At 28.9% G+C, this 17,471-nt stretch carries 16 protein-coding genes; 4 read left to right on the top strand and 12 right to left on the bottom strand.

Annotated features, from left to right (window positions below; translation table 11 throughout):
• Positions 1 to 170: 170 nt before the first annotated feature.
• Positions 171 to 1,802, top strand: coding sequence for a M1 family metallopeptidase (locus tag GYM72_RS06810; protein WP_220263888.1), 1,632 nt, complete (start codon positions 171 to 173; stop codon positions 1,800 to 1,802).
• 303 nt (positions 1,803 to 2,105) lie between these two features.
• Here the strand turns inward: GYM72_RS06810 and GYM72_RS06805 are convergent, their stop codons facing one another.
• From GYM72_RS06805 to mutY, 4 genes are all read right to left on the bottom strand, one after another.
• A complete protein-coding gene (locus GYM72_RS06805) occupies positions 2,106 to 3,431 on the bottom strand; it encodes a hemolysin family protein (RefSeq protein ID WP_160564163.1) in 1,326 nt (441 codons plus the stop codon).
• A gap of 21 nt (positions 3,432 to 3,452) precedes the next feature.
• Complete coding sequence (gene gldD, locus GYM72_RS06800; RefSeq protein WP_160564162.1) at positions 3,453 to 4,034, bottom strand: gliding motility lipoprotein GldD; 582 nt, start codon at positions 4,032 to 4,034, stop codon at positions 3,453 to 3,455.
• A gap of 332 nt (positions 4,035 to 4,366) precedes the next feature.
• Positions 4,367 to 4,747 carry a single-stranded DNA-binding protein gene (locus tag GYM72_RS06795; RefSeq protein ID WP_105298023.1) on the bottom strand — a complete coding sequence of 127 codons (381 nt, stop codon included), beginning with the start codon at positions 4,745 to 4,747 and terminating at the stop codon, positions 4,367 to 4,369.
• 47 nt (positions 4,748 to 4,794) lie between these two features.
• Positions 4,795 to 5,787, bottom strand: a complete 993-nt coding sequence (mutY, locus tag GYM72_RS06790) for an A/G-specific adenine glycosylase (RefSeq protein WP_220263887.1) — start codon at positions 5,785 to 5,787, stop codon at positions 4,795 to 4,797.
• Between the two features lie 95 nt (positions 5,788 to 5,882).
• Here mutY and GYM72_RS06785 point away from each other — a divergent pair, with 95 nt between their 5' ends.
• Together GYM72_RS06785 and GYM72_RS06780 are read left to right on the top strand one after the other, a co-directional pair.
• Entirely contained in the window at positions 5,883 to 6,176 is a 294-nt protein-coding gene (locus tag GYM72_RS06785) for an HU family DNA-binding protein (RefSeq protein WP_105298021.1), read from the top strand.
• A 263-nt stretch (positions 6,177 to 6,439) separates the two neighbouring features.
• Entirely contained in the window at positions 6,440 to 7,999 is a 1,560-nt protein-coding gene (locus GYM72_RS06780) for an Rne/Rng family ribonuclease (RefSeq protein WP_220263886.1), read from the top strand.
• Between the two features lie 161 nt (positions 8,000 to 8,160).
• Here GYM72_RS06780 and crcB read toward each other — a convergent pair whose 3' ends face one another.
• Both crcB and GYM72_RS06770 read right to left on the bottom strand, forming a co-directional pair.
• Positions 8,161 to 8,535 (bottom strand): fluoride efflux transporter CrcB, encoded by a 375-nt coding sequence (gene crcB, locus GYM72_RS06775; protein WP_220263885.1) that lies wholly within the window; start codon positions 8,533 to 8,535, stop codon positions 8,161 to 8,163.
• A gap of 79 nt (positions 8,536 to 8,614) precedes the next feature.
• Positions 8,615 to 9,157, bottom strand: coding sequence for a gamma carbonic anhydrase family protein (locus GYM72_RS06770; protein ID WP_220263884.1), 543 nt, complete (start codon positions 9,155 to 9,157; stop codon positions 8,615 to 8,617).
• Between the two features lie 77 nt (positions 9,158 to 9,234).
• Between GYM72_RS06770 and GYM72_RS06765 the strand changes: the two genes are divergently transcribed.
• Positions 9,235 to 10,104, top strand: a complete 870-nt coding sequence (locus tag GYM72_RS06765; protein WP_220263883.1) for a NifU family protein — start codon at positions 9,235 to 9,237, stop codon at positions 10,102 to 10,104.
• Positions 10,105 to 10,116: 12 nt separating this feature from the next.
• Here GYM72_RS06765 and GYM72_RS06760 read toward each other — a convergent pair whose 3' ends face one another.
• The 6 genes from GYM72_RS06760 to lipB all read right to left on the bottom strand — a co-directional run bounded on the left by GYM72_RS06760 (position 10,117) and on the right by lipB (position 17,302).
• A complete protein-coding gene (locus GYM72_RS06760) occupies positions 10,117 to 10,569 on the bottom strand; it encodes a low molecular weight protein-tyrosine-phosphatase (RefSeq protein WP_255571467.1) in 453 nt (150 codons plus the stop codon).
• Positions 10,566 to 11,996 carry a chromosomal replication initiator protein DnaA gene (dnaA, locus tag GYM72_RS06755; protein ID WP_220263882.1) on the bottom strand — a complete coding sequence of 477 codons (1,431 nt, stop codon included), beginning with the start codon at positions 11,994 to 11,996 and terminating at the stop codon, positions 10,566 to 10,568. The genes GYM72_RS06760 and dnaA overlap by 4 nt, the downstream gene beginning before the upstream one ends.
• Before the next feature lie 519 nt (positions 11,997 to 12,515).
• Positions 12,516 to 13,136 carry a YigZ family protein gene (locus tag GYM72_RS06750; protein WP_220263881.1) on the bottom strand — a complete coding sequence of 207 codons (621 nt, stop codon included), beginning with the start codon at positions 13,134 to 13,136 and terminating at the stop codon, positions 12,516 to 12,518.
• A 33-nt stretch (positions 13,137 to 13,169) separates the two neighbouring features.
• On the bottom strand, positions 13,170 to 14,222 hold the full coding sequence (gene ribD / locus GYM72_RS06745; protein ID WP_255571466.1) for a bifunctional diaminohydroxyphosphoribosylaminopyrimidine deaminase/5-amino-6-(5-phosphoribosylamino)uracil reductase RibD: 1,053 nt from the start codon (positions 14,220 to 14,222) through the stop codon (positions 13,170 to 13,172).
• 28 nt (positions 14,223 to 14,250) lie between these two features.
• Positions 14,251 to 16,200, bottom strand: coding sequence for a DUF349 domain-containing protein (locus tag GYM72_RS06740; RefSeq protein WP_220263880.1), 1,950 nt, complete (start codon positions 16,198 to 16,200; stop codon positions 14,251 to 14,253).
• A 388-nt stretch (positions 16,201 to 16,588) separates the two neighbouring features.
• On the bottom strand, positions 16,589 to 17,302 hold the full coding sequence (gene lipB, locus GYM72_RS06735) for a lipoyl(octanoyl) transferase LipB (RefSeq protein WP_160564151.1): 714 nt from the start codon (positions 17,300 to 17,302) through the stop codon (positions 16,589 to 16,591).
• Between the last annotated feature and the right edge of the window lie 169 nt (positions 17,303 to 17,471).

Raw genomic sequence — 17,471 nt, 5'->3', positions numbered from 1 at the left:
TAGAGTGAAGTTCATTAGTGTCTAATATTTTTTTACCAATACGTATTATAAACTTTTCATTGTTATAAAAGTATTTTACAATAATTAAAGTAAAGTACAAGATACTTACATCCTATACGTTCTTTTATATAATTAGTTTAGCAAATAGATCCATCGTTAAAGTATTCATTATGAAATCGCTTAAATTTCAACACATTATATTTTTATTCTTCCCTCTAATTTTTGTTGCTCAAGAAAGAGCCTTATTTATATTTAAAGATTCGATAGAAAGTAATAAAAATAAGTATATAGATCATTGGGATGTAAAACATTATGATCTAATTATTGAACCGGACTTTAAAGCAAAATTTCTAAAAGGATCAAACAAAATTAAATTCCAAAATAAAGGATCTGAAATAATTCAAATAGATCTTCAAAATCCAATGAATATTGATAGTATTTTGACTGTAAAAAATAACCATATACCATATGTAAAAAAAGGAAATTTTTATTATTTAGACATAAGTCGCAATGCAGAAAAAGAAAATGTTGATCAGGAACTCATTATTTATTTTAGCGGAAAACCCAAAATTGCAGAAAATGCTCCCTGGGATGGAGGTTGGATATTTTCTAAAGATAGAAATGGTAAAGATTGGATGACCGTTGCTTGTGAAGGCATTGGTGCCAGTGTGTGGTTTCCATGCAAGGGCTATTTGGGAGATGAGCCGGATGAAGGAATGACCTTAACTATTGTTACCAATAACCACTTAAAAGGTATAGGCAATGGGAAACTTAAAGATAACTGGAATGAATCAAAAAAAAATTATTTTAAATGGCAGGTAATTAATCCCATAAATTCATACAATATAATTCCCTATATAGGAGATTACGTAAATTTTAAAGATGAATATAAGGGAGAAAAAGGAAATTTAGAATTAAGTTATTGGGTTATGCCTGAAAATTTAAATAAAGCTAAATTTCAATTTTCACAAGTAAAAAAGATGCTTGAAGCATTTGAATATTGGTTCGGTCCGTATCCTTTTTATGAGGATGGTTATAAGATCGTTGAAGCGCCTTATTTGGGCATGGAACATCAAAGTGCAATTGCTTATGGCAATAATTATAAAAATGGCTATTTAGGTCAAGACAGAAGTGACACGGGTATAGGGTTGGATTGGGATTTTATTATAGTTCACGAATCCGGACACGAATGGTTTGGCAACAATATTTCTAATGCGGATATTGCAGACATGTGGATACATGAAGCATTCACTACCTATTCGGAAACGTTATTTGTTGAATATTTTTATGGAAATGAAAAAGCAAATAGGTATATAATAGGACAAAGAAAGAATATTAAAAATGATATTCCCATTATAGGAAGGTATTCTAAAAATAAAAAAGGTAGTATAGATATGTATGATAAAGGAGCCAATATGATACATACCATAAGACAAATTATCGGAAATGATGAGCTATTCAGAAATATACTCAGAGGTTTAAACCAAGATTTTTATCATCAAACTGTTACTTCGAGTCAAATAGAAAATTATATATCAGAAAAATCAGGAATTAATTTTTCTAAAATTTTTGACCAATATTTAAGAACCGTAGATATACCCGTATTAAATTATTATATAAAAGATAATGCCTTATTTTATAAATGGTCAAACATTGTTAAAGGCTTTTCAATGGAAATAAACACGTCTATAGGTAAAATTAAACCTACAGAAAATTGGAAATCCGTCAAACGTAAGAATTTAATCAATAAATTTTATGTTGATGAAAATTTTTATGTTAAAGTCTATAAATCAAATGAATAACTCATTTCTTTTTTAACTTTTTAATGGTAATAATTGAAATACTTATAAATCCAATCATTGTAGCAAAAAGATAGGTTAAGAACATAAAATTTAAATACTTAGCAGGTATGGGATCATACCAATAGATAATAATCATTTCTGCTGCCTGAAAAAATAGTAATATACCGACTATGTATAAAATAATGAAAAACATATACTTCATTATATCGGTAGTTTTTAGTAAAAACCGATAAAGCATAAATGAAATAATAATAAATCCAATAAAGAGCAAACTATAAATAAAGTAAACCATAAAAAATAGTATTAATCAGTAATTTCATCTTCAGCGGAACTCTCTTCGTTTTCCTCCGTAGAATTAAGTTTTTCCATTAATACTTTATCTATTCTATTTGCATCTTTATCTACAATTTCAAATGAAAATCCGTTATAATTGAATTTTTCGGCAACTTCAGGAATATACTCCATGTGATAAATAATAAATCCGGCTAACGTAACATATTCATCATCGTCTAATTCTATAATGGTATCATCAAAAAAGGAATTTAAATCTCTAATTCCTATATTACCGTTAACTAAATATGAACCATCTTCACGTTGCACAATTTCTGTCTCCTCTTCATCGCTCTCAGGCATGTCACCTACAATACCTTCAATAAGGTCTTGCAAAGTAATAATACCTTGAAATGTACCATATTCATCCACTACAAAACCCATATGCTGTTTATTTTTACGGAATTCCTGTAAAATATCAACAGAATGCATATTTTCATGAATGAAGATCGGAGTTTTTAAAATGGATTTGATATCAAAATTTGGTGTATTTATATTTTCATAAAATTCTTTTATTGCCAAATAGGCATTAGCTTCATCTAAATTACCGTCACAAACTGGAAATTTGGTAAAATTGCTGTCTTTAATTTGCTTTTCAATTTCTTCGAAACTATCTTTTAAATTAATCCATTCAACTCTTTTGCGGTATGTCATTAAACTTTTAGCTTTTTGTTCTGAAAAAGCAAAAACATTTTGATGCAATTCACTTTCCTCTTTTTCTAAAACCCCTTGTAAACTTGCTGTCTTAAGCATATAAATTAGTTCGTCCTCAGAAATTTTTTCACCTTCCACATTTGAAATTTTAAATATCTTGTTAAATATATGGGTTGAAAATGAAAGGATTTTAACAAACGGATACAAAGCCATTGAAAAAACTTTGATAATTGGAGCAACAGTCAAAGCTATTTTTTCAGGATTTCTCATGCCGAAAGTCTTAGGAATTAACTCTCCCAAAACTATGGACACATAAGTAATCAATGCTATAATTACCATATAAGACAGTTCATTAGCATGGGTTGCTGTCAATGAGAAATGCTCAAAAAATGGAGTAACGTATTTTACTAAGGTAGCGCCTCCATAAGCACCCGATACAATACCGATCAAAGTTATACCCACTTGAATAGAAGATAAAAAATCTTCCGGTTTTTCTAAAAGATTGAGTACTATTTGAGCCTTTTTATTTCCTTTTTTAACTTTGTTTTCAATTTTTTGCCTCTTTACAGATACTAAGGCAATCTCAGATATAGCGAAAAAGGCATTTAAAAGAGTTAATAATAAAAGAATTCCTATTTCTAACATTTTAATATAAAAAAATTAAGTTTATTCCCAGGTAGTTGTTTCAATCATTTTAATAATATCTTTTTCAATATATTCAACAGCAGGTTGTAAAGAATCAGGCCGAGGCTGAACTTTAAAATATAAATTTCCTGAAAGGAAATGTTTAATACTGTCTGTTACATAAAATTGAATATTTGAAGCAGATTCGCCTCCCAATCGATAAAGATTCCCAAATACCTTTTTTTCCGGATAAGAAAATGATTTGGTTTTTATAGAATTGGCTTTTATGGTATGTTCATATACAAGTCTCTGAGCTTCTTTTAATAGCGAATTTAAATTTCCGTTTACCTCAGAATAAGTTAAATATAGAGTTGCTTTCATGAATGGATAACTAAAATTGTACCAACAATTTTTGTGTTTATCCTCTACTTTAGTGAGGTTCGAATACTGAAATTCAAAAGGACATTTTTCTTTTTTAAAAAGTATGTAATTGGGTGCAGGGTATTCTAATCTTACCTGGCCGATTGGCTTAGGTAAATATTCTTCTTTCTTACAACTAAGTAAAAACAAAGAAAATAGAATAATAAAATATAAAATATATAATTTTTTTAATGATTTACCCATCTAAATAAATAAATTTAGTATTTAATTAAATAATATATATAACGAATTTTTAGATACAATACGTATATTATCCCATCTATTACCTATAAATAGAAACTTTTTATATAAATATTTTATCTTGTAATAAAAATATTTTTGAGGGGATAAAGTATATGCAAAAGCAGTCAATGCACATACCTGTAGAATTTTACTAAATAACTTAAAGAAAGTTTTTCTCTTAAAACAATAGGAGAAGAGAAAATTATAAAATAAGAGGATATAAATTAATGAAATACTCGTGGGCCCGGGCTCGTCCATATAAATTGAAATTTTATTATAAGTATTTTTGAAGTTTAAAAATCATGCTGAATTATGTCTTCATTTTCAGGTTGTTTACCCAATAAGTTGGATAAAAATAAAATATTATCTGCAATAACTTCGGTAATATGTTTAGTAATACCGTTATCATCAAATTTACGAGTTTTAAGTTTTCCTTCAATGTAAACTTTACTTCCTTTTTTCAAAAATTTTTCACAAAGTTCTGCCAGTTTATTTCTTGCAGTTATATTATGCCAATCAGTTACATCTACTTTTTCTCCGGTTTCTTTATTCATATAACTTTCAGATGTGGCAACCGGAAAGTTAACAACAATATTTCCATCACTAAACCTATAAGATTTTACGTCAGTACCTAAATTCCCAACTAAAATTACTTTATTAATAGATGTACTCATTTTTATATATAAATTGATCGCATTGATGAGCAAAAATAATAAAAAATTTAATTATAAAATAAAAAATTTTCCATGGGTTTTGGAAAAGCGTAGCTTTTTAAGTTGTTTTTATTCAAAATTATAGCATTTATTTTATGGGCGACTTGATAAAAATCATTTTCATCAATTTCAATTTCTGAAATGGTAATAGTTAACAATCTATGACTAAGCTTATGTTTGATCTGATGGTTATGGATAATTTGGTAATTTTTGAAATTTTGGTCAAATAAGGGAAATTCATATAACCCTTTCCAAATCGAATTGTTATTTCTTTTTTTTATTAATGTTAAGTCTTTACAAAAAAGATAGGCATAGTGAATATTTTCTTCTTTAATTTTAACCGAGGAAGATTTAATTGGAAGAACGTTTTGTAAATTATTAGTATAGGCCAAACATTCCTCCTGAATAATACATTGATCGCATTTTGGATGTAACGGTGTACAGACCATCGAACCGAAATCCATGATCGCTTGATTGAAATCACCCGGATTTTTGGGCATTAAAGGTTTAATTAAATCAAAAAAGTAGGTAAATGTGCTATTTTTACTTATATCCTTTTCTGAGCCAAAAACTCTGGAATATACTCGAAATGCATTACCGTCCAGGGCGGGCACTTTTTCATTAAAAGATATTGAAGCTATGGCAGCGGCAGTATATTTTCCAATTCCTTTAAGTTTAATTATTTCATGATAAGAATTAGGGAAAATACCATTTAATTCATTTACAATGTATTTTGCGGTGAAGTGTAAATTATGCGCTCTAGAATAATATCCCAATCCCTGCCAGGAATTTAATACTTCATCTTCGGAGGCATTTGCCAGAACTTCAACATTAGGAAACCGTTGAATAAAATTTAAATAATATTCATATCCTTGATTAATACGAGTTTGCTGAAAAATAATTTCCGAAATCCAAATGTTATAAGGAGAAAGAGTTTCCCTCCATGGCAGTAAGCGTTTATTAATTTTATACCATTTCTGTAAAAGACTAATAAAATTCACACTTTTAAATGTTTATAAGTTTTACTTTCCAAAAATAATATTATATTTGCAAACTCAAAATTTAATTAGAAGTATAATAATATAATATTAAAAGTATGACAAAAGCAGATATCGTAAATTCGATTTCAAGTAAACTGGGTCTTGAAAAAGTTGAAACTCAAAAAGTCGTGGAAGTTTTTATGGATGAGATTAAAACTGCTATGGCTAAGGGTGATAATGTTTATTTAAGAGGTTTTGGAACTTTTTTAATTAAAAAAAGAGCAGCTAAAACAGGAAGAAACATTTCTAAAAATACAACTATTAAGATTCCGGCTCACAATGTACCTGCTTTTAAACCAGCTAAGTCTTTTGTTGAAGACGTAAAAACAAATGTTAAAGTCAAAAATTAGTAATAATTAATAAATAAAAGAACACTATGCCAAGCGGAAAAAAAAGAAAACGTCATAAGGTAGCGACCCATAAACGTAAAAAAAGAAGAAGATTAAACCGTCATAAAAAGAAAAATAAATAATTTTCTTCTAACATAAAACTAAGGTTTTTTTACTTAAGATATTTGTACATTCTTTACCAAAGTTTAAACTCAAAAACAATAGGTAAAGAATGTTTTTGTTCAAAAATGAATGTGTATAAGGGTGGATAATTAATGTAAAAGATGAGTAAAGAATTAATAGTATCATACGAACATTCAAAGGTTAGAATTATAATATTAGAAGGAGGAAGGATTCAAGAACTTCATGAAGAAGAAATAGGAAATAATTTTACGGTTGGAGATATTATTATGGGCAAAGTAAAAAAACTTGCCCCAAGTCTTAATGCTTGTTTCGTAAACATCGGATACGAAAAAGATGCTTTTTTACATTATCTTGATTTAGGTCCACAAATTAAATCTTCATTAAAATACTGTAAAGGAGTATCTTCCGGTAAAATAAATTCACCCAAATTAACTTCGTTCCCTTTTGAAGAAGATATAAACAAGGATGGAGTTATACAAGATGTTCTAACTCCTAATCAGGATATACTCGTACAAATTACCAAAGAGCCTATTTCAACCAAAGGTCCTCGATTATCTTCCGAAATTTCTTTAGCCGGAAGGTATCTTGTATTGATACCTTTTGCATCCAAAACATCAGTTTCAAGAAATGTCTCTACTGCTGAAGAAAAAGACAGGTTGAAACAAATCGGAGAACAAATACGCCCTAATGGTTTCGGACTTATTATTAGAACGGTAGCAGAAGGTAAATCCGCTCAAGAATTACAATCGGAATTAACTAATCTTTTAAATAAATGGAACAATGTGTGCTTTCGTAATATTAAAAAAAGCAAAGCACCTGCCAAAATTTTGGGAGAATTAGATAAAGCTTCATCAATTCTTAGGGATAATTTAAATGAAGATTTTGTTAGTATCGTTTGTGATAATGAGGAATTGGCCGGAGAGATGAAAGAATACCTTAATATTATAGCTCCCGAAAAATCTAAGTTAGTTAAATATTACGATTCCCATATTCCCATCTTTGAATATTACAATATAGATAAGCAAATAAAACAATTGTTTGGTAAGCATGTTAATATTTATCAATCGAAAGGCGCGTATTTGATAATTGAACATACTGAAGCCATGCATGTTATAGATGTTAATTCAGGGAACGTTACAGCCAATCAAAAATCTCAAGAAGATGCAGCCTTACATATCAACAAATTAGCTGCAGCAGAAATTGCTCGTCAATTGCGTTTACGGGATATCGGAGGAATCATCGTTATAGATTTTATTGATCTAACTTCATCTCAGCACAAAAAAGATCTTTATGAGTATCTAAAAAAGGTAATGAAAGATGATAAAGCAAAACATAAAATCTTACCTCCAAGTAAATTTGGAATAGTTCAAATCACCAGACAAAGAGTACGCCCTCAAAAACAGTTGAATACAACAGAGGAAAATCCTAATATTAATGGAAAAGTAGAATCTCCTATTGTATTAGTAGATAAAATTCAACAACAAATCTTAAATGCCATAGTTTCTAATAAAGGCAAATTGTATTTGCATACACATCCTTTTGTTGCAGCATATTTAACTAAAGGCATTAAAAGCATACGCAATGAATGGTTTCTAAATTACAAACGATGGATTAGGGTAATTCCTAGAGACAGCTTTAAATATCTTGAATTCCAAATTCAAAACGAAGAGAAGGAAATAATTTATAAATTTTCAAATTAAACTCTATACTTATTTTTCATTCCTTACAAGCTCTATCTATCCTTCTTTTTTGGGCAGTAAATCTAATTGGATTGTAGATTTAAGATTAAAAATCCGGTTTCATAACATTCCTAGAAACCAACAATCATAATTCGACTTTTACTCTAAAATTTACTGGTATATCAGATTTTAGAAATAAAATTTCCTATCCAAACACCCAAAATTCCTATAAAGATGCTGATACCTATATATAAAGCTAAAGTGAAGAATTGATGATTTTGATATAATTGCAAATTTTCCGCTGAAAAAGTTGAAAAAGTAGTATATCCTCCACAAAAACCGGTTACCAATAGTAATTTTATTTCATTGTTTATAAAATTAAATCGTTCTGATAATCCCAAAAAAAATCCGATGACAATACATCCGCTACAATTTATAAGAAAGGTAGCTAAAGGAAATATTCCTCCATAATATTTTTGGATATAAAGAGATAATAGATAACGGATGATTGAACCTATAGATCCACCTAATCCAACTAAAAATAAATTATAAATCATAAAATAAAATTATCTTTATCTAAATCTTTACTATTGACAAAAAGTGTAATCAAGTTAATAAATTTCTTTCATCGAATCCTTAAATGCCGTTGTCATCATCATCCTCTTCATTACTATACCATTTGCTATATTTAAGATAATTGGAAGCCGTCTGATGTATTTTATTTTTCATTAAATCTTCTGAAACCATACCTATTTTTTTTGCCGGAATTCCTGCCCAAATTTCACCACGTGATATAAACGTACCTTGAGTGACTACAGCTCCGGCAGCAATAATTGCATTGCTTTCTACGGTTACATCATCCATGACTATAGCTCCCATACCAACCAGAACATCATCGTGAATGGAACATCCATGGACAATTGCATTATGACCTATAGATACGTTATTTCCAATAAGGGTAGGATGTTTCATATAGGTACAATGAATAACTGCATTGTCTTGAATATTAACTCTGCTGCCGATTTTTATAAAATTAACATCACCACGGATTACAGCATTAAACCAAACAGAACTTTGGCTTCCTATAGTCACATCTCCGATGATTACGCATGTTTCTGATAAATAACAATCATTTTCAATAGTGGGAAATTTATCTAATACTTTTTTAAGTAGCGCCATATTTTTAAATAATATTATAAGAATCTGTTTATAGATACTAGCAAGTTATGTAATTTTGAAGAATTAAACTAAATGACATGAAATTAAAAATTGAAAAAACTCCCAATAAAAATATAGTTAAATTCGTTGCCCCCTCAACATTAGTAGAAGGCAGTTATGAAATATCGGATATAAAAAAAGCGGGTGATATTCCTATAGCACAAGAATTACTTCAATTGCCATTTGTTACTCATATTTTTATTACAGCAAATTTTATTGCTGTTCAAAAAAATGATATGGTAGAATGGGATATGGTTTTAGATGAAGTAAAAGAACTAATTGAAGACGAATTACTGGCGAATCCTTCAGTTGTTTTACAGCCGCGTAATACTCCCATATCTGTGTATGTAGAAATGACGCCTAATGCCTCTGTGATGAAATTTGTTACCAACAAAATTTTAGTTGAAGGAATAATTGAATTAAAAAATGAGAGCGAAGCTAAAGAAGTCCCTTTAGCACAATATTTATTTAGTTTTCCTTATGTAAAAGAAGTGTTTATATCGGATAATTTCGTGTCCATAACTAAAGCAGATGATTATCAATGGGAAGATATCTCTATGGAACTAAGGTATACTATTTCTGAATATTTAAGAGAAGAAAAAGAGATCAGCAATATAAAAAATTTTTCCACCTATAAAACTACAGATCATACGGAAAGAGAATTTTCAGAAATTGAAATTAAAATTAAAAATATTTTGGATGAATATGTGTTACCTGCAATTGCCGGAGACGGAGGTAATATAGAACTTATTTTTTTCGATGAAGAAACGAAGGTAGCTAAAATGCTTTTACAAGGCGCATGCAATGGTTGTCCATCCTCAACATTTACTTTAAAAAATGGAATTGAGGAACTTTTAAAACAAATGTTACCTAATGAAATTGAAGCAGTAGAAGCGATTAATGGGTAAGTAACTTATCCATTAATCCTTTGTAAGCTTTTCAGCAATACAAGTACAAGCTTCGTTCAATAGATTGAAAACATTTTCAAAATCTTCTATATCACCGTAATAAGGGTCCGGAACACTTTGTTTAACAGCAGTAGGAGATTCGGACATAATTAGCTTAACCTTTTTCTTATCTGCTTCTTTTTTTGCTTTGAAAATTATATCGCTGTAGTTGGCATGATCCATAACATAAATGGCATCAAACTCGTCGAAATCAGAAGTAATAAATTTTCTGCCTCTTAGCTGAGAAATATCAATATTTTTTTTTTTACAAACCTGAATCGCACGTTTATCTGGTTTTTCATTTACGTGATAATCGGTTATCCCGGCACTATCTACAGTAAAACTATCAGGAAGTTTTGAACGTAAAATTCCTTCTGCCATAGGGGAACGACAAACATTACCTAAACAAACCATTAATATTTTCATATATCAGAAGTCAATTTTTTATTTAAATCGTCAACATAAGATTTGAATAACTTATCTGTTTCAAATAAGTTGTCAACCGTTTTACATGCATGTAATACAGTTGCGTGATCTCTTTTACCAATTTGAATACCAATAGAAGAAAGAGAGGCATTGGTATATTTTTTAGCGAAATACATAGCTAATTGTCTCGCCTGAACAATATCTCTTTTTCTGGTTTTTGATTGTAAAGCATCAATTGATACTTTAAAATAATCGCAAACCAAGTTTTGAATATAATCTATGGTAATATCTTTTTTGGAATTAGTAATAAGATTAGAAAGTGTTTTTTCAACAAGATCTAAGGTTATTTCCTTTTTATTGAAAGTTGCCTGAGCAATTATGGAATTTAGAGATCCTTCCAGTTCTCTAATATTGGTTTTAATATTTTTAGCAATATATCCTAAAACTTCATCAGAAAGCGCAATACCATCAAATTCCATTTTTTGTTGGAGAATTGCTAACCTCGTAGTATAATCAGGGGATTGTATTTCAGTTGAAAGTCCCCATTTGAATCGAGAGATTAATCGTTGCTCAACATCTTGAATGTCTATCGGCGATTTATCCGAGGTTAATATAATCTGTTTTCCGTTTTGATGTAAATGATTAAAAATATGGAAAAATACTTCTTGTGTACCTTTTTTACCCGATATGAAATGAATATCATCGACGATCAACACATCAATCATTTGATAAAAATGAATAAAATCATTTCTATTGTTTGATTTTGTAGCTTCTTGGAATTGTTGACAAAATTTTTCCATGGAAACATACAAGACAGTTTTTTCAGATTGAATTCTTTTAACTTCTAAGCCGATAGCATGAGCCAAATGGGTTTTTCCTAAACCTACACTACTATAAATAAATAAAGGATTAAAAGAAGTACCGCCGGGTCTTTTAGCAATTTGTTTTCCCGCAGAACGGGCAAGACGATTAGAATCTCCTTCAATAAAATTATCAAATGTATAATTTGTGTTGAGTTGACTATCAATCTTTAATTTTTGTAATCCGGGAATAATAAATGGATTTTTAACTCCTCTTTCAATAAATAGGGGAGCTTCCACTTCCTGAACCTTTATTTGTACTTTTTGGGAACTTGGAATGTTAACGGTATAGGAATTTTCAGATTGTTGGTTTTTTTCCATCATAATGGAATAAACCAATTTGGCATCTTTTCCCAAATTTTTGGTTAAGGCACTTTTTATTATCTTTATGTAATTTTCTTCAAGATATTCATAGTAAAACTTACTGGGTACCTGTATGGTTAATATTTTATCTTGAAGCTTTACGGCCTTGATAGGTTGGAACCATGTAAAATAGGATTTCTCAGAGATATTATCTTTGATATATTGTAGACAGGCTTCCCATATTGAAATCGCAGAATTTAACATTTTTTTAAATTTGTATAAAAAATAAAGGATAAAATTTTACCCACCTTTTAGATCACAAAATTGTTAATTTATTTTAGAAAAAAAAAGAGGATTACCTGTTGTATTTTTAGAAATTTATTAGTAAGTAAATATATATTCTATCTTGGATGAAATAAAGCGTAAAAATAAGAATATGATAGGATAAATAGGATAAAAAACAATAGTTTAAAAATATTGATTATTTATAATAATTTGGATTGTATAAAATCGATCTATATAGGGCCAATAAAGGGATTGCAGAATATGAGCCAATAGTTGTGAAAAACAATTTATTCATCAAATAGGCAAAAATAGAATTGAAATGTTGTTGAACAAATTATTTATTTTAATATCCATCATTTTTCTAAAGAAATAGGTATATTTTTGGTCTGTGAAATCAAAAAAACAAGATGATTTTTTATGGCTTTTAAAGAAGGAAAATTAGTGTTATTTTGGATTAATAAATCGGTAGAAAATTTGTTGCTCAGTACGATAAGTGAGCTATAAAATTTTTTTTATGACAATAAAATTTTGAGCCAAATAAGAATCGAATTTTTCAAAAAATAATTCTTTATTTTTCATGGGAACTTCAACTACAAGATAACATTTATCGGAAAAAGTGCTTGATACTATTTCAATCGATAATTTTTTTAAAAGAGTCATAATAGAAGATTGATACGCATAATCAAATAAGAGCTCATAGTTCTCACTTAATTCCTTAAAAATGATTTTTGCGCATTCAATAGTATATTGAGCACTTTCTTTATAAGCTTTTATCAATCCCCCAACCCCAAGTTTAGTCCCTCCAAAATATCGTACTATAATTAAAAGTACATTGGTTAGTCCTGAAGAAAGCAATTGATTATAGATTGGTAATCCGGCAGTACCCGAAGGTTCTCCATCATCATTGGCTCTGTATAGCTCTCCCGAAATGCCCATTCGAAAAGCATAACAATAATGCGTTGCATTGGGATATAGTGTTTCACTAAATTTTAGATAATTCTTTACTTCTTGTTCATTATTGACATTAAATATTAGCCCGTAAAATTTACTTCCTTTAATTTTTAAAAGAGCATCCGTTATTTCAGTATCAACAGTTTTATAAATAAATTTATCATCCATGTAAATTTAAGATATTGATTTGTAGATAATTGATTAATATAACGTTGATGGATTTTTAAGATATGAAATAAGGTTGTCTCCCACCAATTCTTGATAACTAATATCTCCGAAAAGAATAGGGGCACTAGTACCATTTTTTAATATATTTGGAGACGTGATGATCATTGCTTCGTCCCACATTCCTTTATCAATAAAATGTTGTAAGGTTTGTTTACCGCCTTCGATGATTACCGATTGAATATTTTTGTCGTATAAAACATTTATAATTTGGGGAACTAAATCCTTGTCAAAATCTAATTGAAAATAGTTTAAATGAATAGTTGATTGAGATTTTTTTTCCGTAAAGATAAAAGTCTCAGCTTGGTCATCGAAAATAGGATGACTGAGAGGAATTTCTAAATTTTTATCGATGAGTAATCTTATTGGGTTATTACCATAAACAGATCGGGTAGTTAAACTTGGATTGTCTATTAAAGCAGTATTTTTTCCGACTAATATAGATTGTTCTTCATTTCTTAATACATGTGTTTTTTGTATTGAAAACGGATTGCTTATCCAGAACGGATGGTTTCTATCTCTGCCATTATCTATTTTCTTATTTAAAGTTTCTGCCCATTTTAAAATAATATACGGTCGTTTTTTCAAATGATAAGTAAAAAATCTTTTATTTAATCTTTTACATTCTTTTTCCATAACACCGGTAACTACTTCTATACCTGAATTGCGAATTATTTCAATTCCTTTGCCGTTAACTTTACTCGTTGGATCCTGAGTACCGATCACCACTTTTTTAAACATTAAATCCTTTATTTTTAAAGCGCAAGGAGGAGTTTTTCCGTAATGAGCGCAAGGCTCTAAGGAAACATAAATGGTACTTTTTTTAAGTAAACTTTTATCTTTAACCGAGGAAATGGCATTAATTTCAGCATGAGCTTCACCGGATTTTCTATGCCAGCCTTCTCCAATTATTGTATTGTTGTAAACTATAACAGAACCTACTAAAGGATTAGGATAAGTGGTTCCCAAACCATTTTGAGCAAGATCTATACAACGCCGCATATAGATTTCATCGACAGTATTACCCATAAATACTTTTTATAAGCGGTGAAATAGATTATTCTTCCCCAGTTTCTTCAGAAATACCTTCACCATCTTCATAATTTGAATCGCTTTCAGACAAATTTAAATTAACCAGTTTTGAATAAGTCTGTTTTAATTCATCCAATTTAGTTTTTTTAGATTCAATATTGTTTAATGTATTCTGTAAAAGCGGATTGTCTTGATTGGCATTTGAAAAGTATGATAAATTATTCTCCAATTGAACAATTTCATGTCCCAAATCTTGAATTTGCTTTCTCATTTTTCGTAGATCTTCATCCAGCTTTTTATCATCCTTAGATTGCTTATAATTTTCTACTTTAATATTTAACTGAATTTCATCAATGATGTTTTTATCAATATCGAATTTTTTAATAAGATTTTTAATAGCTGAATTAAATTCTTTATTGATGTTCATATTCTCTCTGGGAACTTTTCCTATAGAATTCCATTGAATGCTGTAATCATTGATTTTAGCAAGGGCATCTTCTTTATCAGTAGCAGAAATGGAGGATATTTCTTCCAAAAGACTTTGCTTTCTTTTTAAATTTTCGATCCATTCTTCATTAACTTTATTATTTCTTAATTTATATCGGTTAAAGAAATAATTGCAATTTTCTCTGAATTCATCCCAAAGTTTATCAGAATATTTTCTTGGAACATGACCAATATTTTTCCATTCATTCTGAATCTTTTTATAAAGATTTAAAGCAACTTCCCAATCTTCGCTGTCTTTATTAGCTTTAGCGATTTCCAATAGGTCGTTTTTCTTTTTAAGATTTTCTTGTTGGATCTTTTTTAAATCTTTATAAAATGTATTTTTCTTATTGTTGATTTCATGAAGCAGACTTTTAAATTTACTCCAAGTGTCACTACTGGTTTCTTTAGGAATTCTTCCTGTAGTAAAGAAAGCTTCTCTTAAATTTTCTATTTTCTTAACATTATTTTGCCAGAAGGAATGATCGGGATTTTCAGCGGATGCTATGGTTTCAAGTTGAGAAATAATGGCTTGTTTTTTCTCCAAATTCGCTTGTTGCTCTTCTTTAATTTTTTCAAATAATTCAGATTTGCGTTCATGAATTTTTTGGGTTATTGCTTTAAATTCTTGCCAAGTACTTTCTCTAAACTCTTCCGCCACAGGTTCTGCTTGTTCTTTCCATAGCTTGTGCAAATATTGCAGTTCATTTAATGCTTTTTGCACACTTGGCTCAGTTGTCAATTCTTCGGCTCTGCTAATAATAGCCCTTCTTTGTTCCAAATTATGAGCATAGTCCAATTCTTCAAGTTCCTTATTTAATTTGATGAATTCATGTGTATTATCTAAATGATGAAAATAGGTTCTGAAAACATCACCGGCTCTTGATTTAGGAATCTTACCTGCATTATGCCATCTTTCTTTTATATCTCTGAATTTTTTAAAAAAAGAACTGATCGATTCCATAGGGGTTGTATACAGCTCTTTTAATTCTTCAATTATCTGAAGTCTTTTATTGAGATTATTTTGCTCGTTTTGTTCTTGTTCTTTATAATATGAGTTTAGTTTTGTTTTATAGTCGTGGTAGGCTGAATTGAATTTGTTTTTTAAGAATTGATCGGGTTGATAACTTAGCTCGTCTCCACCTTCATCAAGGAACTTTTGTTTTCGTTCCGTTTCATGTTCATCAAATTTTTTTAAAAATATATCCCTTATGGAATTAATATTTTCTCCAATTAATTGAACTGGATAATGATTGTGAAGATATTTAAGCTCATCAATGAGTTTTTCTAATGAAAAAGATTCATAATCTTTTTCAGGAATGGTTGTTTCTTCAACGGATTGATCCTCCTTGTTGTTTTCAGAATTTAGCTCATCAATAGAATCTTCCTTAGAAGAATTTTTATTATATGTTGATTCTAAATTTTGAGTTGATTCAACCTTTTTTTCATTTCCTTCTGCATTATGCAGGTTATCCGATTCAGTACCCATATTTTTATATTTTTCCAAACAAAAATATAAAAAATATTGCAAATGTGCTATATAAGTGATAATAAAATGTAAATGGATTAAATATTCAAAAAAACATGATTTTTATGTTGTTAAATAAATAAATCAAAAAAAAATATTAGAGTTAAATAAATCACAAAAAGTGTTAAATAAAGTAGAAATTCAATTTTTTTAGTTTTTAAAAATTTAAAATCTAAAAATTATATTAACAAATTCTTAAAGATATAAAGCACAATGTAAAAATTAATAAAAAAAAATTTTTATCTTTTTTTACTATTTCGAATTTTAAGATGAAGAATTAAATTGGTGAAGAATTTAATTTATGGAAGATGAAATAGTAATTATAATTAAAAATTATAGAATATAAATATTAAATCCATTCAAGATCAAATATTTCAGAAAAGTATTTTTTAATAACTTTTTTCACCTCATCCGGGTTTACGGATATACCTAATTCTTTTTCTAAAGAAGTAACATATTTGTTTTGTATACCGCAAGGAACGATATAGTCAAAATAGGAAAGGTTGGGGGATAGATTAAGGGCAAAACCGTGCATAGTGACCCATTGGGAGGCCTTTACACCAATAGCACAAATTTTTCTGGCCATAGGTTTATTTACATCAATCCATACACCTGTTTCGCCGTTAGATCTTTCTCCTTTAATTCCATAAAAATTTATGGTTTTTATAATTACTTCTTCCAACAAGCGCATGTATTTATGGATGTCATTGAAAAAATTATCAAGATCAAATATAGGATATCCAACAATTTGTCCGGGACCATGATACGTAATATCTCCGCCTCGATTGGTTTTAATGAACTGAGCATTAATTTCTTGAAGTTTGATATTGCTGATAAGAAGATGGTCTAAATTACCATTTTTACCTAAGGTAAATATATGCGGATGGGAAACAAACAAAAAATAATTGGGAGTAAGATTTATTTCGTTAGTTATTGATTTTTTGTTTTTTAATTTGATTGAAACAATATATTGGAGTAATTTTTCTTGCAACTTCCAAGTTTTAAGATAATCAGCATGAAGTAAATCTTTATATATTACTTTTTTATTTTGGATTTTATTCATTAAGCTAAAATAATTGTATAAATATAAAAAAGATAATATTTATATATGTTATAAATGAAATATTAGGATTAATGACTTGTTAAAATATAGTGGGGGATTAGGATAAGGGGAAAAAATTTTAACATTAATGTAACGTAATTATATGTAAAACCCTTTCAATAGAAACTAT

It is taken from the genome of Apibacter sp. ESL0404, assembly GCF_019469245.1.
Taxonomy (GTDB): domain Bacteria; phylum Bacteroidota; class Bacteroidia; order Flavobacteriales; family Weeksellaceae; genus Apibacter.
This window is presented reverse-complemented; position numbering and strand designations above follow the sequence as displayed.